At 39.5% G+C, this 23,136-nt stretch carries 22 protein-coding genes; 4 read left to right on the top strand and 18 right to left on the bottom strand.

The features are described 5' to 3' along the window. Nucleotides 1-2 precede the first annotated feature (2 nt). The 4 genes from NYE63_RS05415 to NYE63_RS05400 all read right to left on the bottom strand — a co-directional run bounded on the left by NYE63_RS05415 (nucleotide 3) and on the right by NYE63_RS05400 (nucleotide 5,968). Complete coding sequence (locus NYE63_RS05415; RefSeq protein WP_342604376.1) at nucleotides 3-2,213, bottom strand: helix-turn-helix domain-containing protein; 2,211 nt, start codon at nucleotides 2,211-2,213, stop codon at nucleotides 3-5. Nucleotides 2,214-2,291: 78 nt separating this feature from the next. Continuing rightward, the gene (locus tag NYE63_RS05410) at nucleotides 2,292-2,747 is read right to left on the bottom strand and encodes a DUF3237 domain-containing protein (protein ID WP_342604375.1); all 456 of its coding nucleotides are present in this window, start codon (nucleotides 2,745-2,747) and stop codon (nucleotides 2,292-2,294) included. A gap of 63 nt (nucleotides 2,748-2,810) precedes the next feature. Beyond that, nucleotides 2,811-4,169: an aromatic acid/H+ symport family MFS transporter gene (locus NYE63_RS05405; RefSeq protein WP_342604374.1), complete on the bottom strand. Its 1,359-nt coding sequence runs from the start codon at nucleotides 4,167-4,169 to the stop codon at nucleotides 2,811-2,813. Nucleotides 4,170-4,975: 806 nt separating this feature from the next. After that, nucleotides 4,976-5,968 carry an alpha/beta hydrolase gene (locus NYE63_RS05400; RefSeq protein WP_342604373.1) on the bottom strand — a complete coding sequence of 331 codons (993 nt, stop codon included), beginning with the start codon at nucleotides 5,966-5,968 and terminating at the stop codon, nucleotides 4,976-4,978. A gap of 695 nt (nucleotides 5,969-6,663) precedes the next feature. Between NYE63_RS05400 and NYE63_RS05395 the strand changes: the two genes are divergently transcribed. Further along, nucleotides 6,664-7,440 carry a SurA N-terminal domain-containing protein gene (locus NYE63_RS05395; RefSeq protein ID WP_342604372.1) on the top strand — a complete coding sequence of 259 codons (777 nt, stop codon included), beginning with the start codon at nucleotides 6,664-6,666 and terminating at the stop codon, nucleotides 7,438-7,440. 185 nt (nucleotides 7,441-7,625) lie between these two features. Here the strand turns inward: NYE63_RS05395 and arsC are convergent, their stop codons facing one another. From arsC to NYE63_RS05375, 4 genes are all read right to left on the bottom strand, one after another. Next, on the bottom strand, nucleotides 7,626-8,045 hold the full coding sequence (gene arsC, locus NYE63_RS05390; RefSeq protein ID WP_342604371.1) for an arsenate reductase (thioredoxin): 420 nt from the start codon (nucleotides 8,043-8,045) through the stop codon (nucleotides 7,626-7,628). Nucleotides 8,046-8,077: 32 nt separating this feature from the next. After that, nucleotides 8,078-9,376, bottom strand: coding sequence for an arsenic transporter (locus NYE63_RS05385; protein ID WP_342604370.1), 1,299 nt, complete (start codon nucleotides 9,374-9,376; stop codon nucleotides 8,078-8,080). A gap of 17 nt (nucleotides 9,377-9,393) precedes the next feature. After that, nucleotides 9,394-9,741, bottom strand: coding sequence for a metalloregulator ArsR/SmtB family transcription factor (locus tag NYE63_RS05380; protein WP_342604369.1), 348 nt, complete (start codon nucleotides 9,739-9,741; stop codon nucleotides 9,394-9,396). Between the two features lie 290 nt (nucleotides 9,742-10,031). Beyond that, nucleotides 10,032-10,883, bottom strand: coding sequence for a LysR family transcriptional regulator (locus NYE63_RS05375; RefSeq protein ID WP_342604368.1), 852 nt, complete (start codon nucleotides 10,881-10,883; stop codon nucleotides 10,032-10,034). Nucleotides 10,884-11,030: 147 nt separating this feature from the next. On the opposite strand from NYE63_RS05375, the gene NYE63_RS05370 reads away from it, so the two are divergent. Further along, on the top strand, nucleotides 11,031-12,125 hold the full coding sequence (locus NYE63_RS05370) for an NADH:flavin oxidoreductase (protein ID WP_342604367.1): 1,095 nt from the start codon (nucleotides 11,031-11,033) through the stop codon (nucleotides 12,123-12,125). 147 nt (nucleotides 12,126-12,272) lie between these two features. On the opposite strand, the gene NYE63_RS05365 is transcribed toward NYE63_RS05370, so the two are convergent. The 6 genes from NYE63_RS05365 to NYE63_RS05340 all read right to left on the bottom strand — a co-directional run bounded on the left by NYE63_RS05365 (nucleotide 12,273) and on the right by NYE63_RS05340 (nucleotide 19,048). After that, nucleotides 12,273-13,688: a SpoVR family protein gene (locus NYE63_RS05365; protein WP_342604366.1), complete on the bottom strand. Its 1,416-nt coding sequence runs from the start codon at nucleotides 13,686-13,688 to the stop codon at nucleotides 12,273-12,275. A 170-nt stretch (nucleotides 13,689-13,858) separates the two neighbouring features. Beyond that, entirely contained in the window at nucleotides 13,859-14,938 is a 1,080-nt protein-coding gene (locus NYE63_RS05360) for a hypothetical protein (protein WP_342604365.1), read from the bottom strand. Nucleotides 14,939-15,077: 139 nt separating this feature from the next. After that, nucleotides 15,078-16,187, bottom strand: coding sequence for an o-succinylbenzoate synthase (menC, locus tag NYE63_RS05355; RefSeq protein WP_342604364.1), 1,110 nt, complete (start codon nucleotides 16,185-16,187; stop codon nucleotides 15,078-15,080). A gap of 13 nt (nucleotides 16,188-16,200) precedes the next feature. After that, nucleotides 16,201-16,995, bottom strand: a complete 795-nt coding sequence (locus NYE63_RS05350) for a GNAT family N-acetyltransferase (RefSeq protein WP_342604363.1) — start codon at nucleotides 16,993-16,995, stop codon at nucleotides 16,201-16,203. Beyond that, the gene (locus tag NYE63_RS05345) at nucleotides 16,988-18,142 is read right to left on the bottom strand and encodes a M20 peptidase aminoacylase family protein (RefSeq protein WP_342604362.1); all 1,155 of its coding nucleotides are present in this window, start codon (nucleotides 18,140-18,142) and stop codon (nucleotides 16,988-16,990) included. The genes NYE63_RS05350 and NYE63_RS05345 overlap by 8 nt, the downstream gene beginning before the upstream one ends. Nucleotides 18,143-18,205: 63 nt before the next feature. Continuing rightward, the gene (locus NYE63_RS05340) at nucleotides 18,206-19,048 is read right to left on the bottom strand and encodes a MurR/RpiR family transcriptional regulator (RefSeq protein ID WP_342604361.1); all 843 of its coding nucleotides are present in this window, start codon (nucleotides 19,046-19,048) and stop codon (nucleotides 18,206-18,208) included. A gap of 236 nt (nucleotides 19,049-19,284) precedes the next feature. Between NYE63_RS05340 and NYE63_RS05335 the strand changes: the two genes are divergently transcribed. Further along, nucleotides 19,285-19,503, top strand: coding sequence for a hypothetical protein (locus NYE63_RS05335; RefSeq protein ID WP_342604360.1), 219 nt, complete (start codon nucleotides 19,285-19,287; stop codon nucleotides 19,501-19,503). A 96-nt stretch (nucleotides 19,504-19,599) separates the two neighbouring features. Here NYE63_RS05335 and NYE63_RS05330 read toward each other — a convergent pair whose 3' ends face one another. The 3 genes from NYE63_RS05330 to NYE63_RS05320 form a co-directional block, all read right to left on the bottom strand. After that, nucleotides 19,600-20,481: a radical SAM/SPASM domain-containing protein gene (locus tag NYE63_RS05330; RefSeq protein ID WP_063235641.1), complete on the bottom strand. Its 882-nt coding sequence runs from the start codon at nucleotides 20,479-20,481 to the stop codon at nucleotides 19,600-19,602. Between the two features lie 241 nt (nucleotides 20,482-20,722). Beyond that, the gene (locus NYE63_RS05325) at nucleotides 20,723-21,043 is read right to left on the bottom strand and encodes a DUF3889 domain-containing protein (RefSeq protein ID WP_342604359.1); all 321 of its coding nucleotides are present in this window, start codon (nucleotides 21,041-21,043) and stop codon (nucleotides 20,723-20,725) included. A gap of 49 nt (nucleotides 21,044-21,092) precedes the next feature. Beyond that, nucleotides 21,093-22,061 (bottom strand): M14 family zinc carboxypeptidase, encoded by a 969-nt coding sequence (locus tag NYE63_RS05320; protein ID WP_342604358.1) that lies wholly within the window; start codon nucleotides 22,059-22,061, stop codon nucleotides 21,093-21,095. 133 nt (nucleotides 22,062-22,194) lie between these two features. Here NYE63_RS05320 and NYE63_RS05315 point away from each other — a divergent pair, with 133 nt between their 5' ends. Beyond that, nucleotides 22,195-22,437: a YhdB family protein gene (locus tag NYE63_RS05315; RefSeq protein WP_048689737.1), complete on the top strand. Its 243-nt coding sequence runs from the start codon at nucleotides 22,195-22,197 to the stop codon at nucleotides 22,435-22,437. 127 nt (nucleotides 22,438-22,564) lie between these two features. On the opposite strand, the gene NYE63_RS05310 is transcribed toward NYE63_RS05315, so the two are convergent. Then, nucleotides 22,565-23,095, bottom strand: coding sequence for an NADPH-dependent FMN reductase (locus tag NYE63_RS05310; protein WP_342604357.1), 531 nt, complete (start codon nucleotides 23,093-23,095; stop codon nucleotides 22,565-22,567). Nucleotides 23,096-23,136: the final 41 nt, after the last annotated feature.

Genomic DNA, 23,136 nt, shown 5'->3' with positions numbered 1-23,136 from the left:
TTCTAGGTAAGTCCACCATTCATATCATAAAGCTTTAATGCCATCATCAAATTGAAGCGGACTTCAGCGTCATTTAATTCGGCATCCAGAAGCAGTTCGATCCTTTCAAGCCGGTATAAGAGGGAACTTCGATGAATATAGAGTTCTTCAGCCGTGCCTTTTACATTTCCGTTATTTTGAAGGAAAACATGTAGAGTATTGTACAGATCGATGTTTTTCCCTTCCGAATACTTGATGAGAGGCCCTAGTTGACTCTTCACAAATAAATCAATGGCAGTTGAATGATCCAAGTGATGGAGAATGGTATAGGAACCGAGGTCTTTAAAAAGTGAATAACCAGTGTTCTCGAACCGACTGCTTACTATATTCAATGCCTGAACAGCCTGCTGATAGCTCACATAATAGTCCTGGATATTCTCCGTTTCACTCCCGATCCCCATAAGTACTCGACATTCGATAGGTCCCTTCGCGGCCCATTGCTGAATACTTTCAAAAAGCGTGGCCCAATACTTTTTCGGCTTAGCGCCTTCCCTTTCAGTTGAAACAATGAGAACAAACTTTTCGTCATGTGATGCAGATATAAAGGGACTATCAAGTTCCGACAGATAAGATTTAACCGAATCCCAAATAAGCGTTTTTTTCGTCTGCTGTTCAAGGAGATTGCTTCCTTCTATTTCACTTGCATCAAGTTCTATGGACAATACAGCCAACCGATGGCTGCTGAACAGGTCCCATTGAAATAAGTTTGCATATTGGAGAATGCTTTCTTCATTATCTATTTTTTCCATCAGTAATTTGCTAATGAAGCTATCCTTAGCCTGTTCTTTTCCATCTAGGACGAGCTTTTGCTTAATAAATTGGATTGAGCAAATATTCCGTGCTAAATCGACCGTCAAACGGTCAAACTCGTCCATTTCCACACTAGACCTGCGAATGGCTAGGTAGCCAAGCAAATTGCCACCACCACTAACTGTCCATAATGAAAAATTATAGTCTGGATTATTGGGATCTTGCATGGTGATAAGCTCGTTACCTTTTTCATTACTGATTTCTTCCCTTGCTCTTTCAGCCAATTGCTCTATATATAACGGGCTATCTTCATGTTCATAGTCGATGAATGATAACGCCCGCATAAAGCGGTCAAACAAGATGACCGAACTTCGAAATAATCCGCCGAGCATTTTTGTAATTCCATCAAAATTGTCAACCTCCACCGTTTCTTTCACAAGTGACTGCTGAGAATCCAAAAGAAACTGAAGCCTGTGTTTATGGTCTTTTTCGCTATTATATAAACGTGCATTTTCAAGCAATGCGGCAACATGTTTGGACAAAAGTTCCAACAATCTCAAATCATCTTCTGAAAATACACCCGTCCCTTCGTTCTCAATATGAAGGACCCCTATCGGTTTCAGGTCAATGAAGAGGGGAATCGTCAGCTGGTTCCCACCAGGTGCTTCTAGAAAGGGAAAGTGGTCTTTCAGCATATAATTGTCTTGGATCATGATTTTGTGTGCGTATTCCAACTTCCCGTAAGCAGGTTGTTGGAATACTAAACAGTTTTCTTTTTCATTATATAAATAAATACACGCAAAATCCGCATTGGTCCCTTTTCCTGCCCTAGACGTCAGTTCGGCGATATGGTGTTCAAGAGGTGCATCGAGTGAAAGGTTTTTGCTAATCCATTCAATGCCTTCTATTTTTTTCAGCTGTGTTTCCTTTTGCCTCGCCATTGCCATGGCAACTGCCATATCCTTTCCAAATTCCTCGAAGTGAATTTCCATATCCAAAAGCGGCACGAAGCTTAAGAAACCAACTATGCAAAAGCCAAAATGGTGAATGTCGTCTTTGAGGGGGACAGTAAACCATGTTTTAATGTTTGCCCTCTTCAATATTCTTGCCATACGGCAATCTTCAGGCTCTTCCGCTGTTTTATACGTCATACTTTGATGGAATAGTTTGGAGGAACAGTCATCTGTGGAAAATGGAAAGGCCTCAGTTACAGAAGGTATGTTGCCGCTCCACGCTTTTGGCAACAGCTGCCCACCCTCGTCTAACACGACACCAACAAAATCGCAATATAGCTCAGATTGAAAGGAATCAGTCAAGTACTGCAGTGCCTCTTCTTCGGTGTCAATCTTAATCAGATAACGCGATGTCTTTCGCAAATGGTTATCTACTTTTCTCATTAATTTCTCTCTTTTGCTGTCAGACAAAATCCATCCCTCCTCCGGAATTCTCCCTAATCCTATTGTAAATGAAGAAACTCATAATGAAAGAAAGAAAATCAAAAATCATAGTACCTGATAAAATTTCATCTGCACATCAGACGGTCTTCTGATACCTTCTCCTACAAATATATTCCGGTTTAAAAAACCATATTTTTCACTGCCCGTCTCAAACAAGGGAGAAGTTTTAAAATAATATGATCCAATTGGAACTTCTTCTCCTTGGATGATACGGTCAATAATTTCTTTGGGGCCATGCCGGTACCCTTTGTTCACAACATAAATAGGCACGCCCTCCTCTGTTTGAATCGTATAATGGGCAAGTGCTTCCGTCATACCGTCATATCGAATCATCTGGTAATCCGCACCTCCCGGTAAAACAATACCTTTTAACCCTGGCCCGGAAAACGTTCCACCCGTTATAGGAATGACTCTTCTTATACCAGTTCCTACATCCCCTACTTCAATAGGGGCGTCCACATGTATGTTCGCCGTAAAAATATGCTTCAGGTCAATGCCCATGTCCTCTCCCCTTCTTCTCAGTCGTAAATCCCGAAGAGAGTATCTCATCGGGATTTCTTAATATTATTTAGCGGCATTCAAACGATCTTCTGCCGATTCGGGTTGGTCCGCTCCCTTATTATAATTACCGTATTTCTCTTGAACGAACAACAGCGAGAATCCCCCTAGCACAGCTGCGCTTGCAATTGCTGCGAAGTTATACTGGGGCTGCAAGTTCATTGTAAGAAGAATACCTACGAATGTCGGAGCCACTATCCCCCCCATACGTCCAAAAGCCATGGTACTGCCCAGTGCAGTGGAACGCATTTCAGTAGGATAATACTGGGAAACAAATGCATTTGACATATTCTGTACACCCACCGATGCAGCACCTATTACTGAAATCAAGGCGTATGCGATAAATGGACTGTTCGTGAATCCGATGAGCGACAGGGCAATCGCACCACAGAAGAACAGGGGAACAAGTACTTTCTTAAAGCCCAGTTTATCCACCAACCGCCCAAATACGATGGTACCTACAATAGCTCCGATTTGCATGACCGCAATAAATGTGAGGCTTGATTTAAGGTCATAGCCAGCCTGCATCATAAGGCGTGGAAGCCATGTATTCATCGAGTAAATCAAAATAAATGCGCTGAAGCAGGAAATCCAGAACATCACGGTGCTTAGTGCACGTTTTTTTTCGAACAATTTTATAACAGGTGAGCCTGGTGCTCTCTCATCAGGTTTTTTAAGTTCTATTGCTTCTTTCACGTTTATTGTTGGATCAATCTTGGCAAGAACTTTCTTGGCTTCTTCCACTTTACCAGTTTGAATTAGGAAGCTAACAGATTCCGGTATGATTTTGATTAAAAATGGAAAGAACAAGAGAGGGATTCCCGCGAGCCAGAAAACGGGCTCCCAGCCAGCCGTCGGCAGAAGTGACCGGCTTGTAAGCGCTGCTGCTATCGCTCCAACCGAATAACCACAAAAAACGAATGACACGAGAGCAGAACGGATGTGCTTAGGTGCAAATTCAGTGGTCAAGGCAATAACATTTGGCATGACTCCCCCTAGGCCAATACCAGCGATGACACGAAAAATTATAAACATTGTCGGTCCATTGGCGAACCCAGATAGCATTGTGAAAAAGCTGAAGAGGAAAATGGTCAACAAGATAATTTTCTTTCTGCCCAATTTGTCTGCAAGTAACCCAAATACAATTGCGCCGGCTGCTGTACCCATTACCGTATAACTACCAATTGCACCTGCTGTCACATCCGATATTCCCCACTCCTTAATAAGAGATGGAACGACAGCCCCGTAAATGACAACATCATATCCATCAAACAAAATGACAAGAAAAAGCCAGAAAACAAGCCAAATATGAAATGAATGAATGCGGCTTCCGTCAATTACTTTCATTGGGTTAATCAACTTCATATTATTGCCCCCCTTAAATTTAGATTTCATTTAACAAATCGTATCCCACACCAACAGGAAACGCTTTCATTTTTTAATAACCTTTGTTCCCTCCTTTTTAATGTCCGAATTTTCCGTAATCTAATTTTATTAGCTGGAGGTTAAGATTGTTAGCCACTTAATGTAGGAAAAAAGAAGTTTTTTTCAGTTATTATGTAGTCTATTCGATAGTGCAACCTATCCTAACTAGTACAACAGCTGAGTGGTATATAAAAAAGAAGAAGTTCGCTAATTTAATATGTACAGTTTTCTTCTTAGATTTGAATCATTCGACTAATATATATAGTGTTTTTGAAAAGTAAGGAACTCCGTTTTCAAATCTCCCTTGATCCTAATCTCTTCCGATTCCAAAACAATTTATTTGGGGCGAGCCATAAACTAATAGTAAGAAGGATATTATGTAGACTTCTCATTTAACCCTATGGCTACTAACCTTATTTGTTATGACCTTATCAGTATCTTCTACCAAGTCTATTGTTCATTTGAAAATTGCTTGTTTGTTATTCTCAAAAAATTACAATCAGGGAAATTGAAGAAATTACAAGGGGTTTAGCTGCTACTATATATCAGGAATTGAATATAGTGTAAACCCAGTAAGGGTCTGTTCATTATAGAAAGCGTCAGGATTCTGCGGATTGACAACTGTTAGAATAGATTTTTACCTATTTTGCAGAGGTGTAGTGAAATGTCCCTCTCAGTGCAGGATTCACTAAGAAAGCCTTCCGTATGATTCACGGAAGGCTTGGCCATAATTTATTTTTTTATCTTTAGTTATTTTTATTTTCTTTACCTTTTACGTGTTTATCTAAGAAGTTAATCAATATTTTCGTGACTTTTGGTTGCACCCAATGAGTTCCACCATGGCCAGCACCTTTTACAATATAATAAGTGGAATCAACCCCTTTGTTAATTAAATTTTCGTGTAATATTTCAGTTTGATTTGGTGAAACTAGTGCATCTTTATCTCCGTGCATGATTAAGAATGGAGGTGCATCCTTAGTGATATACGTAATAGGATTTGCTTTGGCTGCTTTATCAAGATTATCAAAAATCGAACCACCAGGGCTCATTACGGAAGGTCCATTTACCCACATACCTTCTGGTGCGGAAGGCGATTTGTGAAGGGCCTGAACTTCTTCTGAAAAACCATATCCAACTCTCGTTAAGTCAGAAAGCCCATATAAATCGATAACTGCTTTCACATCACTGCTTTGATCTAAATTTTCCCCTTTGTCAAAGTCCGCCAAACCATTTGTTAAGCCAGCAAACGCAGCAAGATATCCGCCAGCTGAACTACCCATTACAACGATATTCTCAGGGTCGATATTAAATTTTTCAGCATTGGCACGCAGGTAGCGAATGGACGCTTTAACATCTTCAAGTGGTGAAGGGAAGGTACTCTGAGGCGTAACCCGATATTCAATACTAGCGACAACGTAACCTGCCTCCGAAATGGACATTCTTTGTTGTACAGACTTATCGTTATTAGCTGACATGAATCCACCTCCTGGGACAAATACAACTGCAGGAAGTGGTTTTTTACCTTCAGGCTGTAATATATCCATTTCTAGTGGAACATTGGAATAACCATAAATAGGTTGCTGAGAGTAAACAACATCTGAAATCAAATTAACAGAAGGTTCCTTAATAGGGATTTCTAACATCTTTGCTTTGTTGTCAGCTGCACTAGCAAGTGGAGCAGCAACAGCAAGAATACCAACCATTAGTAAAGAAAGAAAGGGAGCCTTTTTTATTTTCATTTAATTAACCTCCTAGAAAATATTTTAAGGATTAATGATAATAACCCATTAGGATCTTGATTTATAGAGTTATTTGAGCGCTTACATATACTGAAATAATCTACACTTTTACTCAACCACGTTCATGAATTGTATCCTCCTTTATTAGGACCTAAAATATAATGGAAGCGCCAACATTTATCATGTAGTCTCTTGTTAAATTGAAATTTTTTCCTTGTTATTATATTAATAACTTGTGTGTAAAATTGTTAGCCGCTTTTTGTAGGAAAAAGGAAATGTGTTTTTGTATGTTTTGGATACTAACCTGGAAGAGGACATATCTCCTTCTTTGATTTATAAGTTGTTTAAACCGATTGATTCCTAGAAGAGTATCCAAGAACTTTCTGACGAGTCTTTCTTTTACTAAACCGATTTATTTTGCAATAGTTACTAAGCAATATTTTGTTATTAAGAGATAAATTACAAGTTTCTGCCTGCGCCCGGTGTCAGCCTTCGCATTCCTTTTAAGCTTATTGCATGGCGAAGGGTAAATCGGTTCATTTCACATGAATGATACACTTATATAATGAGATAATGCCTATACTATCTTCCTGTTTTCTGGAAAAAAGAATGAAAATATTGTGTTTTAATGGGCAATTCCTTTATAATGCGCATTAGATGATTTTTTAGCACTGAATTTCGAGAGGAGACTGAATATGAAGAAACTATTGTACCCAATCATCATTGGATTATTGGCAGTTGTTCTAACGGCTTGTGGTTCGAACGATGAAGCTGATAAGAAAAATGACGAGAAAGAAACTAAAACAACCGAGAAAGAAACGGCTAAAGCAACTGAGGAACAGCAAAAACAGATGGAAGAAATGCAGAAGAAACTAGAAAAGCAAAAGGTGGATGAAAAGAAAACGGTGGCCATCGTCAATGACGAAAAAATTTCAGGTGCGGAATATAATACCGTGTTGTCTACCACACAAATGCAAATGCAGCAATTCGGACAAGATCCAACAACCAAAGAGGGAGCCAAACAAATTAAAGAGCAAACGCTCAACTCTTTAGTGGGGCAAAAATTGCTGCTTCAAGCTGCTGATAAAAAGGGCTACACAGCTTCCAAAGCCGAAATTGAAAAGGAACTTGCCGCAATCAAAAAGCAATATGAGAGTGAAGAGAAATTCAAGGAAGCGATGAAACAAGCAGGTCTGAATTCGGAAATGCTGAATGCTCAGATCGCAGAGAACATCCCATATACGAAGTACGTTGAAAAAGAGATTAAAGTGGAAGAAGCAACTGATGAAGAAATCCAAAAGTATTACGATCAGGTTGCGGAGCAAGCTAAAACAAGCGGGCAAAAGGTACAGAAGCTCGAAGAAATGAAGCCGCAAATCAAGGAACAACTAGAGCAGCAAAAAAAACAGGAAAAACTTGTGAAACATGTGGAAGAACTTCAGAAAAATGCTAAGGTCGATATTAAGATTTAATGTTGAAAAGAGCTGCCAAAATTGGCAGCTCTTTCTTTATGGCCTTTGGTCCGCCTACTAAATGCATTAACGCGTTTAACATCCCATACAGGGTTCAATGTCGCTCTTTATTGCTGATTATAAACAACCGTGCGATTTTTTGACAACAACTGCTGAAGCACTCACTCACGGGCTTTCAATTTCATTTATTCCCCCGTTTTAGAGAAACGTGCAATTCTGTCGCCAATTTCATCTCGAACACGTTGGAAGGTAGCCCATTTTTCTTCATCTGTTCCTTCCGCTTTTGCCGGGTCATCAAAACCCCAGTGTTCACGTTTAACATTCGGTGGCGTCATTGGACATTTGTCTGCCGCATCGCCACATAATGTAACGACAAAATCGGCATTATTCAATATGTCTGGGTCGATGATATCCGATGTTTGATTGGAGATGTCCATTCCAACTTCATTCATTGCTTGTACAGCGTTAGGATTTAACCCATGTGCTTCAATTCCTGCACTAAGCACTTGCCATTCGTTACCTAAATATATCTTCCCCCATGCCTCTGCCATTTGGCTTCTGCATGAGTTACCAGTACATAAGAAGTAGAGTGTTTTTTTAGCCATGTAGTTTCCCTCCTCTGACAGTAAGTTAGTGTTTAATGAATAATTTGTAACCATATATATAAGCCAACTAATGTGATGATCAATGTTGGGATAGTTAAGATGATTCCCGTTTTAAAGTAGGTTCCCCATGAAATTTTAACGCCCTTTAATGAAAGGACATGCAGCCACAATAACGTAGCCAATGAACCGATCGGAGTGATTTTCGGGCCCAAGTCCGAACCGATGACATTTGCATAAATCAGGGCCTCCCTGATTGCGCCTGTTGTATGGGTGTCGGAAATGGCAAGGGCATCAATCATAACGGTTGGCAAGTTATTCATAAGTGATGACAGAATGGCGGCGATGAAGCCCATTCCCAGCGTTGCGGCGAATAATCCTTGATCAGCCGTCACTTGTATAAGGTCAGCTAAAATGTTTGTCAATCCAACGTTTCTTAATCCATACACCACGACATACATTCCAATTGAGAAGAACACAATTGCCCATGGTGCGCCTTTTAAAACTGTCTTTGTATTTACAGCTGGACTTCGCCTTGCCATAAACAAGAAGAAAATGGCAATAACACCTGCAATGATGGATACAGGAATGCTGAAAAATTCACTGATAAAATATCCTACCAACAAAACACCTAAAACAATCCCAGACAGGCGAAACATTTTCACATCACGAATGGCTTCGACTGGCTTCTTCAATTGAGCCATATCATAATTCTTCGGAATGCTCTTTCTGAAGTACAAATATAATACCAGGATGCTTGCTGCTAATGAAAAGAGGTTTGGTACTATCATTCTAGAGGCGAACTCAATAAACCCGATATCAAAAAAGTCTGCAGAAACAATGTTGACCAGATTACTTACCACAAGTGGTAAGGATGTAGTGTCCGCAATAAACCCACTCGCGATGATAAATGGGAAAATCATTCTCTCTTCCAACTTCAGGTTCCGAACCATTGCCAATACAATCGGAGTTAAGATGAGAGCGGCTCCATCATTTGCGAAGAACGCAGCGACTAGGGCTCCGAGAATGCTCACATACACAAACATCCTTACTCCATTTCCCTTGGCAGCTCTTGCCATATGTAGAGCTGCCCATTCAAAGAAACCAATTTCATCTAAAATCAAAGAAATAATGATAATAGCAATGAACGCCAACGTCGCGTTCCATACAATACCCGTAACGGTAATTACATCGTTGAAGTCAACAACTCCAACTAGTAAGGCAAGTACCGCTCCCCCACATGCTGACCAGCCGATTGACAATCCCTTGGGTTGCCAGATGACGAATGTCAACGTCAGCAAAAAGATGATACTAGCTAATATAACTGTACCCACTGATGTTCTCCTCCTAGTTAGTCACAGCAAATCCTTTTTCCTTGTGCTGTTAATTCTTCTAATTTAAAGTTTTGACTTGATAAGTCCTTGATGACCGTCTGAATAAATGAGTAATAGGAAGAAGACGAATTTAACGAGTAAAATATCCATTGTCCCCTTCTCGCTTCATTCACGATTCCGCTATCTTTCAACTTTCGTAAATGTTGGCTGATAGCAGGCTGGCTCATCTCGAAAAGGTCCACAAATTCACAGACACAGCATTCATGCTCAGCCATGATCTTAACCATGGTCAACCGAGTTTTATCACCTAGTAATTTAAGAATGTTTGCCGTGGTTTCTAAATCCAACGATTCATTCGTTTGCATTTTATCCCTCCTGGCACAATCGAACAAATAAGAATATGCTTATACGATGATTCAATATTAGTGTATAAGCATATTCTTATATAATCAAGCATTAAATTTTCAACAAAATAATTTTAAAATATCTCCGCCTAAGGAGAACTTAGCCTGTCCCCCCCCAAGACTAGCGAGGGGAAATCTTATCCAAACGCGCTGTTAAAAGGTGTTGTTGATTTCTTTATGAACTAAGGGGGGCAGGTTAGCTTAATAAAAATTAAAGAGACGCTTATTAAGTCAGCTTCTCTATTAATGAATTACCAATTTTCAGCGTGGTTTTGTATAAGTTCAATCATACGAATTATAGAAGGAGAAAGCCATTTATCCTTATGATAAGTCAAATATGTTGATATGGAGGAATGGTGTTGTGGAATAATTTCTCCTTTTAGTTTATTGCTTTCTAATTCTTCTTTGACCGAAAAGTAAGGAACTAGTGATATACCTAAACCACTTTTAACGCATTGTTTTATTGCTTCTATACTTTGAAACTCTAAACTTTCTGTTACGTTCATATTCTGATTGCGAATATATTCATCAAAAACAGATTTATAACTACATCTAGATTCGGAGTACAGTGCTGTTTGAGATATATCTTTAACATCTAGAGGGCTGATTAAAACCATTCTTTCTCTTATAAGTTTTTCAGAGTAAAGTTCTTCTTGTCTCCAACCATCTTTTTCTAATAATAAGGCTATGTCAATTTCCCCATTTTGAAGACTTTTTGTAACATCATAATTTTCAAGTGATTTCAATGAAAGCTTTACTTTAGGATATTTCGTTTTATATTCGAGAAGAAGCGACGGAATTCTACAAATAGTTAAAGATTCGGAAATCCCTAAAGTTAAAGCTCCTTGTGGCTCTTTGTCAATATTTAATGACTGATTATATAGTTCAATGATTTTGATAGCATAGGACAAAAATTCATTTCCATAGTGAGTTAACATGACTTTCTTTCCTAAGCGATCAAATACTGGTCTACCTAATTCTTTCTCCAGTTCTTTGATGTGAGTAGTAATGGAGGATTGTGCATAACCAAGATGTTCTGCCGCCTTATTAAACCCACCTTTTTCTACTATCGTTTTAAAAGTAATCAGTTGACGGAGTTCCATTTATAATTAAATCTCCTTATGTTCAATTTTTTTGAATTAAATTATCGAATATATCTATTTTACTAAACCAAATAGAAGATTTAAACTAATATCAAACAGTTGTTAAATCAAATACTAATCAGATTGCAAAAACAGGAGGCAAACATCATGTGGGATATAAATTCATTATTTGAACCATTCAATATAGGAACAATTACGTTAAATAACCGAGTAGGCGTAGCACCAATGACGCGTATTAGTGCTACTGAAAAAGGTTTTGTAACAGATAAAATGCTTAAGTATTATAGTTCCTTTGCTGAAGGCGGGTTTGGGCTTATTATTACAGAAGGAACTTATATTGATGATAAGTATAGTCAAACTTACGATTTTCAGCCAGGTATTGCATTTGATGAGCAAGCACAAGAGTGGAAAAGAGTTGTCAATGCCGTTCATTCAGCAGGATCAACAATCTTTATGCAGTTACAACATACTGGGCCATTATCTCAGGGAAATCGTTTCACTTATGAAACATTAGCTCCTTCTTCTGTTCAACCAAAAGGAGAACAACTAAAATTTTACTTAGGTGAAGGACCCTTTCAATTACCTAGAGAAATAACAAAAGAAGAAATAGCCGATGTTAAAAACAGTTTTGTTGAAGCTGCAAAACGTGCTAAATCTGTTGGCTTTGATGGGATAGAACTACATGGAGCAAATGGTTATTTATTAGATGCGTTTCTAACGGAGTATACTAACCAACGTACTGATGAATATGGTGGCACAACAGAAAACAGAGTTAGGTTATTAGTAGAAATAATTCATGAAGTTAGAAAATCGGTAGGAGAAGACTTTACTATTGGTATTAGAATTTCACAATCAAAAGTGAACGATTACTCCTATCATTGGTCAGGCAAAGAGCAGGACGCCGCGATTATCTTTGGAGCATTAGGTAACGCAGGTATTGATTATATTCATGTAACAGAATTTAAAGCGTGGCAGCCAGCATTTGAAACAGGAAAAGCTTCACTTGTAGCACTTGCCAAAGAGTATAGTCAATTACCTATAATCGCAAATGGACAGTTAGAGAAGCCAGAAAGAGCTTCTGAAATGATAAATAATGGTCATGCTGATATTATAACTTTAGGTAAAGGAGCATTGGCTAATCACGACTGGGTAAAGAAAGTTCAAAATGAAGAACCTTTAGAAGCGTTCGATTCGGAAAAAGTATTACACCCAACTGCTGTTATTAAAGATTTCGAATTGTAGATGAAAAAATAAAATGTTTAACAACGCCTTTCCAATTGGAATTTAATACTGCATCTTGAAATAAAGATTATCCTTATTAAAAGACCAGCCTGGGGCTTTATCAGACGAAACAAGAAAACTGCCGAGTTATCGGCAGTTTTTTCTGCTTTATAAATATTTCCGGTGAATACCTTTTCCATCATAGGAAAACAGGACTTCTTTTCCTTCCATGACTGATTCCATATGCACGGAGCGGCCCCAGAGCTGATGGATATATGGCATGACTTTTTCGAGATATTTCAGATCCAGTTCAATACCTTCATACCAATGCTTTAGATAAAGTTCCCCATTACGCATGAAGTCCCCATCGTTAACTGTTATATAGGGGAAACCGCCATTAACCCTCATACTGACGAGTTGATCGCGAACCTGTTCCCATGCCTTATCGACGATTTTATAATCCTTGCCCTGCTTTTGGAATAAATACATATCCTCCCGCATGACGAGGTCTTTCGTCAAATAATTGCGGATAAAGGAAATATCCGATTCGATTTCCCTGACTTCGAACATCTTTTCCCGGCCAGATCCAGGCTTGACGCCCAGCCTTATCATTTCTTCGGTTGGATTATCATAGCGTTCTTCAATATCTTCAAGCACTTTCAATCCAAGATAATAAGGGTTAATGCTGGTCCGTGATGGCTGAACGACACCTGCGTTCAGTTTTGCAAATTCAATGGCTTCCCCTGAGGATAAATCCAATTCACGGATTATGCGCTGATGCCAGTAGGATGCCCAGCCTTCATTCATGATTTTCGTTTCCAGCTGCGGCCAGAAATACAGCATCTCTTCCCTGATCATCGTCATGATATCCCGTTGCCAATCGGTTAAATCCCTGCTGTACTGTTCTATGAAAAGCATAATATCCTTTTCAGGCCTAGGCGGGAATTTTTTTCTTTTTTTAATGTTGGATTCCTTCGGTTTATCCTTATTATCAAGGTTCCATAAATCATCGTATTGTGTGGCTGTCGGTTTTATTTCCTCTTCTTCTTCCTCATCTTCCATCGTCCAGGCAAGCTTCGGTCTCATCAGCGACGGATCGATATGTTCTTCAATCGCTAAAAGTGCATCAAGGAAGGTTTCCACTTCCTTTTTGCCATGCAGGATTTCATATTCACGAATTCTTTCTGCCGTTGCCGACATACTTTCTACCATATCTCTCTTAGTATTATTGAAACGTACATTATTCTTAAAGAAATCACAATGCGCCAAAACGTGGGCAACAATCAATTTATTTTGCACAAGTGAATTGGAGTCCAGCAGAAAAGCGTAACAAGGATCAGAGTTAATGACCAGTTCATAGATCTTACTCAATCCAAAGTCGTACTGCAGCTTCATTTTATGAAATTGCTTCCCAAAGCTCCAATGAGAAAAACGGGTCGGCATCCCATAGGCACCAAATGTATAAATGATTTCTGAAGGGCATATTTCATAACGCATCGGGTAAAAATCCAACCCGAACCCAGTTGCTATTTCCGTAATTTCACTAATGGCATATTCCAGAGCCTTTTGCTCCGCTCCATTCATCCGATATCCCCCTTGTCTTCCGCCTTTAAACTAATGTATGAAAAAAAGGAGGAAAAATGCCGTGATCATGAGTAAAGGTCCTCGATAACAGAAAAAAACACCTCCATGAAGAAGATGTCAGGTGAAATGATTCATGCATTCTGCACTCAATCTTAATTTTCCCTTTAATATTAAAATTTCGCGAATTCCGTATTCACAGCCTCTTTTTTTGTTTTTGAACGGATCCAGGTAATGATGAGCGCTGCAATAATGACAAAACCTAAGTATCCCGTGACTGGGTATACCGTTCCAACCAATTTAATAAAACCAACGAAACTAGCGAGAAAAGCGAAGATCCCGACCATAATCACGGATATTTTAAAGCGTTTCGTTTCGGCAGGCACCAACCTGGCGGTGAATGCATACAGCATCCCGACAGCGGTATTATAAATCATTCCTAAAAGGATGATTGAAAGGATATATCCCAACCATGGAGAAATCTGATTCGCTAAATGAAGGGTAGGCATTCCTGAGCCTTCTATGCCATTCAAGTCGGACATCATCCCCAAATTGATCAAGAATAGCAAGATCCCCAATCCGATACCTCCTAGAATGCCTCCCATACCGGCCTCTTTCTTATTCTTAAAGGTCCCTCCCATTACGGCCAGCATGGCAATTCCGGCAGTCATATTATATGAAACATAAAGTAATGAACCCATCATCCAATTTCCGGTTGCAGCCGTTCCTTTACTTGAAGATGAAATGATTTGATTGAAACTTAGATCGGATGTGAAAAATGAATAACCTGAAATAATGATCATGATAACAAATAAAAACGGTGTGACGGCACTAATGATGGACATTATTTTATTTACATTAAGTAAAAGCGTACCAATCGTGAGCACCGTCATGACGATTGCACCAACTATACTTGGAATCCCGAATTGTTCTTCAAAAATCGTTCCGGAACCAGCAATCATGATGACTGTTACGCCAAATAAGAAAAATGTGATAATAATATCGACCACCCTGCCAATATAGCGGCCGCAAATATGATCGATGATGCTTTTATGGGAGCGTGTTTGGAGAGTGCTCCCCAATTGGGTAACTTGCATGCCTAAAAACGCGAATAAAGCCGTCGCCACTACAATTCCCAATACACTGTAAATTCCAAAACTCGTGAAGAACTGTAATACTTCTTGTCCTGAAGCGAAACCTGCTCCAATGATGATTCCAATATATGCTCCTGCAAGATTTATACTGTTTTTCATATCAAATACCACCCTAATTATATGATTATTCTGACAATTTAAGTTAAAAGAAATACCCTCCCTTTCCATCATAATCCTGTTATTCAATAGTCTCCCAGCGAAGCTGGGAGGTTCTTTAATTCCAACTCTTATTTACATATCATTTGGTATATCTTTTACTATAGGAAGTGAATTCATCGACCGCAGCGTAATCGACATCATAGCCAATGCCTGCCGCCTTTGGAACGGTTATGACCCCATCATTCACTGTAACCTCTGGTTGGATGATGTCTTTATGCCAATAATTCGCTGATGCTGCGGTATCACCAGGCATCGTGAAGTTATCAAGTGTTGTCAATGCGATATTATGGGCACGTCCCACACCAGATTCCAACATGCCTCCGCACCAAACCGGTACATTCCTTTCTTTACATAATTCATGAATTTTCATTGCTTCCGTTAAACCGCCAACCCTGCCGATCTTAATATTAATGATTTTACAGCTTCCCAATTCAAGGGCTTTTCTTGCATCATCCACGGAATGTATACTTTCATCCAAGCAAATCGGCGTTTTGATTTCTGCTTGTAATGTGGCATGATCGACAATATCATCCGATGACAAGGGCTGCTCGATCATCATTAAATCAAATTGATCAAGCTGCTTCAATAATTCGATGTCTTTCAGACGGTAAGCGGAGTTTGCATCTGCCATGATCGGAACATCGGGATATCGATTGCGTACTTCCCTGATTACATCTACATCCCAACCTGGTTGAATTTTCATTTTGATTCTTTTATACCCATCCTTCAATCCAGCTTCTATCTTCGCCAGTAATTCAGGTACCGTTTTTTGGATGCCGATACTGATCCCAACATCGATTTTTTCCAGTTCCCCGCCTAAAGCCATACTTAATGGGATATTCTTTTCTTTTGCATATAGATCCCAGATGGCTCCTTCGATAGCCGATTTTGCCATATTATTTTTACGAATGTGCGAGAACATATCCGATACATCACGAGGATGCTCTATTTCTTTATCCAATACAAGCGGAATCAGAAAATCCTCCAGCATGGTCCAATTGGTTTTTATTGTTTCTTCGTTATACCAAGGTGCTGAAAAAGCCACTGATTCAGCCCAACCTGAAAGCCCCTTTCCATTTTTCACTTCCACAAGAATGAACTCCTTATCTACAAACGTTCCAAAGCTTGTTGTAAAGGGAGCTACCAAATCCATATTTAAATGACGTAAACGCACTTCAGTTATTTTCATCCCGATTCCCCTCTTATTCTTGTTTTTTTAATAAATAGTTTTGAATGTTTTCACCTTGTTCCCGTTCGATTCCGACTGCAACATATCCTTTGGCAAAAAGCGTTTTGAATAATTCACTCGTTTTTAACCGCCAATCAATCGCAAGGCGGAGATCACCTTTTTTGATTTTTTGAATATCCGTCGGAATGGGTATGGCGATCACCTCGGCATTGGTTTCGAAATGATAATCCTTGATGTAAGGAAAGCCTTGGTCATTCATGCCTGTCGTTACGATGTGTATGGCTTTATCAGAAGGTGAGGTTTCTCCCTTTGCCTCCTGCCGTATATTCCATTCCACCATGAACCGATCAGTGGACAATCCTTCATTGAGGGTATCATTCATATTTCCATAACAATCTTCCACATATGTAGAGCAAACAGCTTTTAGCTTACCGATATTCAAGTTTGCATTCACACTTTCCAATGGGTCATACGTCCATGTGATCAAGTCGTAGCCTTTTTTGAGTGCTTCTTCTTTTTGTGCAAGTTTAAGTAACCTGCCGTATCCCTTCTTTTGATGAGCCGGATGGATGGCTAACATATGTGAACAAAGATACCCCCTTCCGTCCTTGAATCCCGGGAAACTGTATTGAAACCCGACTAACTGGCCATTGATGTAGCCGCCTAAAACAAGCCCGCCGTTTTTGACTGCCGTAATCGTCTGATGGGTGGGAACGCAATCCATGCCCCATACAAGGACTTCCAATCGCTGCACTTCTTGTAAATCCTCTAGTTTTGATAGGGATTGAATGATTAATTCATCAGTCATGTAAGTGGCCCCCCTCTCCATATTTCTCGAAAGTCAGTATGATGGCTTTGGTCAGGATTTCAATTCCCGATAACAAAGCTTCTTTATTGAACGTCATGTTCGGATGATGGAGCCCTGGTGCTAAATCACAGCCCAATCCAAGCATCGTCGCCTTGAGTTCAGGTCTTTTCAACGTATAAAAATGAAAATCCTCTCCTCCTGTTGTAATGACAGGTGCTACCAGATTCTCTTCCCCGAGTGTATCGGCTATCGCTTCAGACATTATTTCCTGTGCTTGATCGTTCACAATAGCTGCAGCAACATTGGTTCCCGGTTCGAGTTTCACATCGACTCCATGGACAATGGCCAAAGATTCTGCAACCTTTTCCACCTTTTTGGTGAGCTCATCCATCACAGCATTATCCTGTGCCCGTAAATCCAATGAGAAAGTGGCTCTCCCTGGAATGATATTGGAACTTTCGCCTCCAGCAAAAAACTGCGTCATTTTTACCGAATAAGGAATGGATGGATTAAGATGGATACCATTTAATAAAGTGATGAATGCTGCTCCTATCTCGATGGCATTTTGCCCTTGATGCGGTCTTGCTCCATGTGCATCCGTCCCCGCTATTTCTCCTTTAATGAACTGAGCGGCTCCATGGACAATGGCTGGTGCCGCTTGCCCATCCTTCACTTCCTCAACCGGTCTTAAGTGCACACCATACAGGAAATCGACATCATCCAAAACTTTTTCTTCAATCATCTTCAAGGCGCCCGTACCTTTTTCTTCAGCAGGTTGAAAAATGAATTTCAGCTTGCCTCTTGGTCGAAAGTCCATTTCCTTCAATACCAGGAATACTCCAAGTGCCAAGGACATATGCCCATCGTGTCCACAGGAATGATTGGCCTGAAACGTCCCATTCACCTCCTGCCAAAGTGCATCGATATCCGATCGTAATCCGACTGTGAAATTCCCTTTTCCGATTTCCCCAATCACCCCTGTACAGTCCTCGAATGTTTTCACCTTACATTGATTTTTCGTTAAAATATTTGAAATGAAAGCTGTCGTATTCACTTCATTCCAACTCGTTTCAGGATGTGCGTGTAAATGGTCAAAGATATCGAGTATTCGAGGCCTTAATTTTTCGATAGTTTGTTTGATATCCATTTCTGTCTCCCCCTTGTATCCTGGTTTAATCGGCTTTTTCACCAAACTGATGGAAGTTTTATCTCAAAAGAAATAATCGTCTTGATTGAACGCATCATATATAGCTTTTCTTTCTTTGAAACCCTGTTCGTCTTTAATCGATACACCGGCTACTAAACTATTCAATAAGGAGAATAACACCGGTGCCGTATCGATAGTGGAAGTCCTAGGTGTAGAAATGGGCAATAAAATGTCAGTGTATTCAGCAATTGGAGCCAGTTCAGAATCCGTGACCCCAATTACAAATGCACCCGCTTTTTTGGCCATTTCCGTGATTTTCACAGTCTCTTTAACATAACGGTGAAATGAAACGGCTACAAAAACGGAATTTTCAGTCATTTTATCCAACAGTAAAAAAATATCATCTGTATCAGGCCTATATAAATGGACCTCTTCCCTAACAAGCCTCAGCGTAAAGGTTAACCAATGTGCTGCCGAAAATGATAACCGGTGTCCGGATATCAAAACATTGTCAGCTGCCGCCAATTTATCAACTGTTTTGGAGAAATCCTCATTTGATAGATTTTTCATTGTCTTTTCGATACTTATGATATCCTGCCCCATCACTTGAGCCATGAAGTTTGGCTGATTCGCGGCTTCAAGTTTTGAAGAATGATATTCATTCAAACTGCTGCTCTCGTATATCAACTGATTGCGTATAAGTTTTTGAAGTTCCGCATATCCACTTAACCCCAGTGAATAGCAAAAGCGAATGATGGTCGTTTCACTTACTCCTATATTTTTCCCGAGATTCTGAGCTGAAGTGACTGCAAATGTATGTGAATGCACTAACAAGTATTTTGCTACCTTTTTTTGGCCAGTAGATAAATCAGGGAATACTTCTTTAACTTTTTGCTGTAAATCCATAAAAAACATCCCCTCTAAAGCAAGATATGAATCCAAAACTTTTAATATGACAATATGAAGTTTTGACTTCATCAATAATAGAGAGTATTTTATCACGGGAATATTAATAAAACAATAATATTCTGAATTTTTAATACAAAAAGAAGGTGCGATGCTTCAATCACAAAAAAACCACGAAGATGGACTTCGTGGTTTCAGTTTAGCGACAAAATGATGTTCGGAGTCCGAATAGTGAGGTGAAGGTCAAAAAAATTCGTGAACGGTCGAATAATGTGCAGGGTAAGTCGAATAAAGTGCTCCGGTCTTTATGGTTTTTTACTGTAAGTCTCATTGGATTGAAGAAATTTGCGACACTCCTGCCGAATTACTGGCTAGCCGAGACACCAAAGGCGCTTGTGCCGAGGAGGCTTGGCAGACAGTCGGCGGAAAGGGAGCGGATTTCTGAAATCAACTGAACTTTTCAAATAAAAAACTGCAGGCAAACTGAGTTTTGATCGAGTTTGCCTGCAGTCTGAAACCACGAAGATGGACTCCGTGGTATTTTCTTAATCTTATTTTTTATGACGCTTTGCATAGCCACAGCGTTTACATAATTCTTCAACTGCACATCTTCTTGAAAAACCATCGTACATATTTTTCGCCCGTTCACCATTTAAAATGTCTTCAAGTGATGTTTCGAATATATTTCCCAGCGGTATTTTCCCTTCACTGTCCAAGCAACATGGTACGACTGTACCATCCACCAAGATGCCTAACTGATCTCTAAGAGCATAGCAAAAAATATTTTCATCGATAATGTCACGGTCCAATTCTGGCCACTCAAATTTTTCGGCCATATTTATATATACCCGGTCCTTCAACTTAATATTATTCTTTTGCTGAAGAGCTTCACTCAAGCGAATGTCCAATGAAAGCTTCTCCTCCAACATGCTAAGAATATCGTCGTTAAGGCCATTACTCGCTTTTAATTCATCCGTATCCATATTCCATAAACGAATGGCACAAATCACTTCACTTTTTTCATTTGCTTCATTTATGAAATCAGCAATATTACTGACATAAGAGTCAAGACTATTGCTCGTATCGTTTGCCTCAAAGCTATGAAGTGAAATATTCACCTGCCGAAGGGCTTTTTTGGAGAGCAGCTTGTCTTTTACCTTTTGAATCAAAGTACCGTTCGTTGTAATATTAACCTTCAGGTCATTTTCAGCACTGATATCCAGGAATGTACCCAAATTTTTATTTAAAAATGGTTCACCCATCAGATGGAAATAGATATGATCGGTGTGTGGTTTGATTTTCTTGATTACATCCGTAAACCCTTCAGGATCCATGAATTTCAGGGTCCTTTGCAAGCTGGAGCTTGGACAAAAATTACACTTCAAATTACATATATTCGTAATTTCCACATAAACTTTCTTAAACTTTCTCATTTTCTAATACCCCTACAATCAAGCTTATTGTTTCAATCTGATACTAACTATACTGGTTAGCTGCTCATAAATGCAATGAAAACTTCATGGCAGCTAGTTTGACAGGCATCACTTCCCATTGGCAACTAACCAATATCGTTTATTTTCCGGAAAACATTTAAATGCAATCAGAAAAAAACATCTTCTCTAGATGAAGATGTTCGGTAAGATGCATACCTTAAATTTCCCGTTTGTTCTGATCTCACTTTCCTTTTTGCTCTGTGACCTTCAAACTAAGTAATTTTTCATTTTTCAAATCATGTTGTACAGTCACGATGACATTAAACTCATTTCCTTTATCCTTGATTAAAAATCTGAAATCGTCTTCGACTAGATTTTTCGCTGCAGTTTTTCTGCCTTTATAATCGTAATCGGTAATCTCAACTTCAGGATAATCCGCCTGCACTACAGCAATCGCAATCTTTCCGTATTTTTCGTAATCGGGTTTTTGGGCCTGTGCTGAAATCGCCCCTGATTGTATAATCAAAAAAATCCCCATTAACATCACGATGACCTTTTTCAAATTGTTTTCCTCCTCATACTTTCCTCTTAGTATTATTATGTAAAATTGTTCAGTTGTTATGCAGCTGCTTCGCTTCTTTTACAAGCATGATTCCAACTAATCGATTCCTCTTCCATTCCTCAGGAAACACAGTCAACGGCGGATTGGTTTCATCCACTAAATAACTAAGTTCGATCGTCATTCCCGGGCGGTGGAATTCAGTTATGAACCAATCCGTAAACCCGCTTCCTACCGCTTCTTTTTCCGGAAAGGTCAGTTCATATCCAGTCAATTCGGCAGTCTTTTTGGCAATCCCATAATCCCTTGCCATATTTTTCCGTTTATTTTTGTAATGCCAAAAGATTTCCCTTCCTGAGGTATGATAGGAAACAGCAATAAGGGGATCGATTTCCTTCGTGAAATCGGTAAGCGCTTTTACTTCAGCTGCTTCTAATGGTTTTCCGCCTTTATAAAATTGATACGTTGGTTTCGTTTCATGACTCATGACTTCTTTCCATCCAGCCGGATATTGCCTATTTAAATCAATACCTTTTGCGTTGGCTTTCCACCGGGACCAATCCCTGCTATATCGGTTCATTTTCCATACTGCAGCCTTTTCGAGAACATTTAAGTGGGATAAATCTCCTTGCTGGATGCTGACTCCATCTGGATTCAGCATCGGAATGAACCAGATGCTCACTTCATCCAATGATTCCGTCCGATATTCTCCAACAGGTTTGCCCGATCGATAGGCGGCTGCATACTCTTCAAGCATGCGCATTAAAAGTATGGAGCTAAGCCATTCCCGTCCATGATGTGATCCCACTAGCAAAATCGATCTTTTTCCTTTTCCTAACTTGACTGCCTTTATATTCTTCCCCTTTTCAGTTTTCCCGATTATTTGAACGTTCAGTTCATACTGCTTTTGGATTCCTTGCAGATCCATTTCCATCTGTTCAGGGGAATACACTTCTGCCGCCAGCGATGGTTCAGGGAAAAAAAGCAGCACCAATATTCCAATTAGCATTATTTTTCTCATGTACTCACCTTTTATTTTTATTCAGGTAAAAAGCAACAACCGCGGTCCAAATACATCGCCACTTATTGTAAGGAAATGTTTCTGTCATATCTGAACAAAATACAAATAGCTCCTTATTAAGGGGGAGAAGAACATGAGGATTGCGGATTATGATCAGGCATTGTTTCACACACACCGTTCTGATTGGGACAGCTTGTTAGTATTGATGGTTCGAACGAAAGATCACTTTCTTTCAAAAAAAATAGAACATTTTTTGCACGCTTACAGGTTTGAGCATGATTATCAAATTGTTCAATCCCAGTTGTATGCACTGCTGCGTTATCTGGATCATGCTGCAGAAAAAACAAGTGATTATTTAAGTGAACTTCCAAGCTAAAATCAACTATAGTTTTTGCAAAACGGGAAAATTTATACAAGTGGATTGATTATCGGGGATATAACTTTGGCTGGTGAAACCCTATAAAAACAAGGAAGGGTCAGGTATTAAATACCTGACCCTCATTTCATTTTTTTTTCATTGTAGCATATGCAGTTGCATACATTTTAAGCTCTTCAATCATACCTTCTACAAGTACGGCAGACTCTTCAAATAAACCATCATTTTCGTAATCAAAGCAATGTGGATCCAGAACCAATTGTTTTGCGATCACATTTGCATAAAGGCTTCGCCCCACCGTCCTCATGGAATTCAAGGCATTGATCCCGCCTTTTCCTCCGCCGGATACAGCCAATAATGCTACTGGTTTATGCGTGAATTGTTCACTGCTTAGAAAATCCAAGGCATTTTTCAATGCACCGCTCATGGAGCCATGATATTCCGGAGTTGTCAGAATCACGCCATCAGCTTCTTCTATGCTTTTCCGAAGACCTTGAATGACTTCCAATTGATATTGCTCACCTTCACCTGAATATAAAGGGATTTCACTATTGCTTAAATCAATAAGTTCCGCTCCGTATTTCTTGGATATGTAGCGTGAAGCTATCCCAGTCCGCCCTTGTTTACGTGGTGAACCATTAATGATTACTAATTTCATGAATATATACCTCCATTATTCCCGATGTTTTCCGAGATCAG

The organism is Peribacillus sp. FSL E2-0159, assembly GCF_038643155.1.
GTDB classification, from domain to species: Bacteria; Bacillota; Bacilli; order Bacillales; family DSM-1321; genus Peribacillus; species Peribacillus simplex.
Note: the sequence above shows the minus strand (reverse complement) of the source record. Positions and strands in the feature narration are given on the sequence as shown.

What these genes read in the sequence shown, in the direction of transcription:
- NYE63_RS05370 (WP_342604367.1), top strand. Translation starts at nt 11,031, where the DNA reads ATGTGGGATATAAATTCATTATTTGAACCATTCAATATAGGAACAATT.
- NYE63_RS05340 (WP_342604361.1), bottom strand. Translation starts at nt 19,048, where the DNA reads ATGGATTTACAGCAAAAAGTTAAAGAAGTATTCCCTGATTTATCTACT.
- NYE63_RS05350 (WP_342604363.1), bottom strand. Translation starts at nt 16,995, where the DNA reads ATGACTGATGAATTAATCATTCAATCCCTATCAAAACTAGAGGATTTA.
- NYE63_RS05345 (WP_342604362.1), bottom strand. Translation starts at nt 18,142, where the DNA reads ATGGATATCAAACAAACTATCGAAAAATTAAGGCCTCGAATACTCGAT.
- NYE63_RS05375 (WP_342604368.1), bottom strand. Translation starts at nt 10,883, where the DNA reads ATGGAACTCCGTCAACTGATTACTTTTAAAACGATAGTAGAAAAAGGT.
- NYE63_RS05410 (WP_342604375.1), bottom strand. Translation starts at nt 2,747, where the DNA reads ATGGGCATTGACCTGAAGCATATTTTTACGGCGAACATACATGTGGAC.
- NYE63_RS05395 (WP_342604372.1), top strand. Translation starts at nt 6,664, where the DNA reads ATGAAGAAACTATTGTACCCAATCATCATTGGATTATTGGCAGTTGTT.
- NYE63_RS05365 (WP_342604366.1), bottom strand. Translation starts at nt 13,688, where the DNA reads ATGAATGGAGCGGAGCAAAAGGCTCTGGAATATGCCATTAGTGAAATT.
- NYE63_RS05330 (WP_063235641.1), bottom strand. Translation starts at nt 20,481, where the DNA reads ATGAGAAAGTTTAAGAAAGTTTATGTGGAAATTACGAATATATGTAAT.
- NYE63_RS05360 (WP_342604365.1), bottom strand. Translation starts at nt 14,938, where the DNA reads ATGAAAAACAGTATAAATCTTGCAGGAGCATATATTGGAATCATCATT.
- arsC (WP_342604371.1), bottom strand. Translation starts at nt 8,045, where the DNA reads ATGGCTAAAAAAACACTCTACTTCTTATGTACTGGTAACTCATGCAGA.
- NYE63_RS05400 (WP_342604373.1), bottom strand. Translation starts at nt 5,968, where the DNA reads ATGAAAATAAAAAAGGCTCCCTTTCTTTCTTTACTAATGGTTGGTATT.
- NYE63_RS05405 (WP_342604374.1), bottom strand. Translation starts at nt 4,169, where the DNA reads ATGAAGTTGATTAACCCAATGAAAGTAATTGACGGAAGCCGCATTCAT.
- NYE63_RS05380 (WP_342604369.1), bottom strand. Translation starts at nt 9,741, where the DNA reads ATGCAAACGAATGAATCGTTGGATTTAGAAACCACGGCAAACATTCTT.
- NYE63_RS05310 (WP_342604357.1), bottom strand. Translation starts at nt 23,095, where the DNA reads ATGAAATTAGTAATCATTAATGGTTCACCACGTAAACAAGGGCGGACT.
- menC (WP_342604364.1), bottom strand. Translation starts at nt 16,187, where the DNA reads ATGAAAATAACTGAAGTGCGTTTACGTCATTTAAATATGGATTTGGTA.
- NYE63_RS05315 (WP_048689737.1), top strand. Translation starts at nt 22,195, where the DNA reads ATGAGGATTGCGGATTATGATCAGGCATTGTTTCACACACACCGTTCT.
- NYE63_RS05320 (WP_342604358.1), bottom strand. Translation starts at nt 22,061, where the DNA reads ATGAGAAAAATAATGCTAATTGGAATATTGGTGCTGCTTTTTTTCCCT.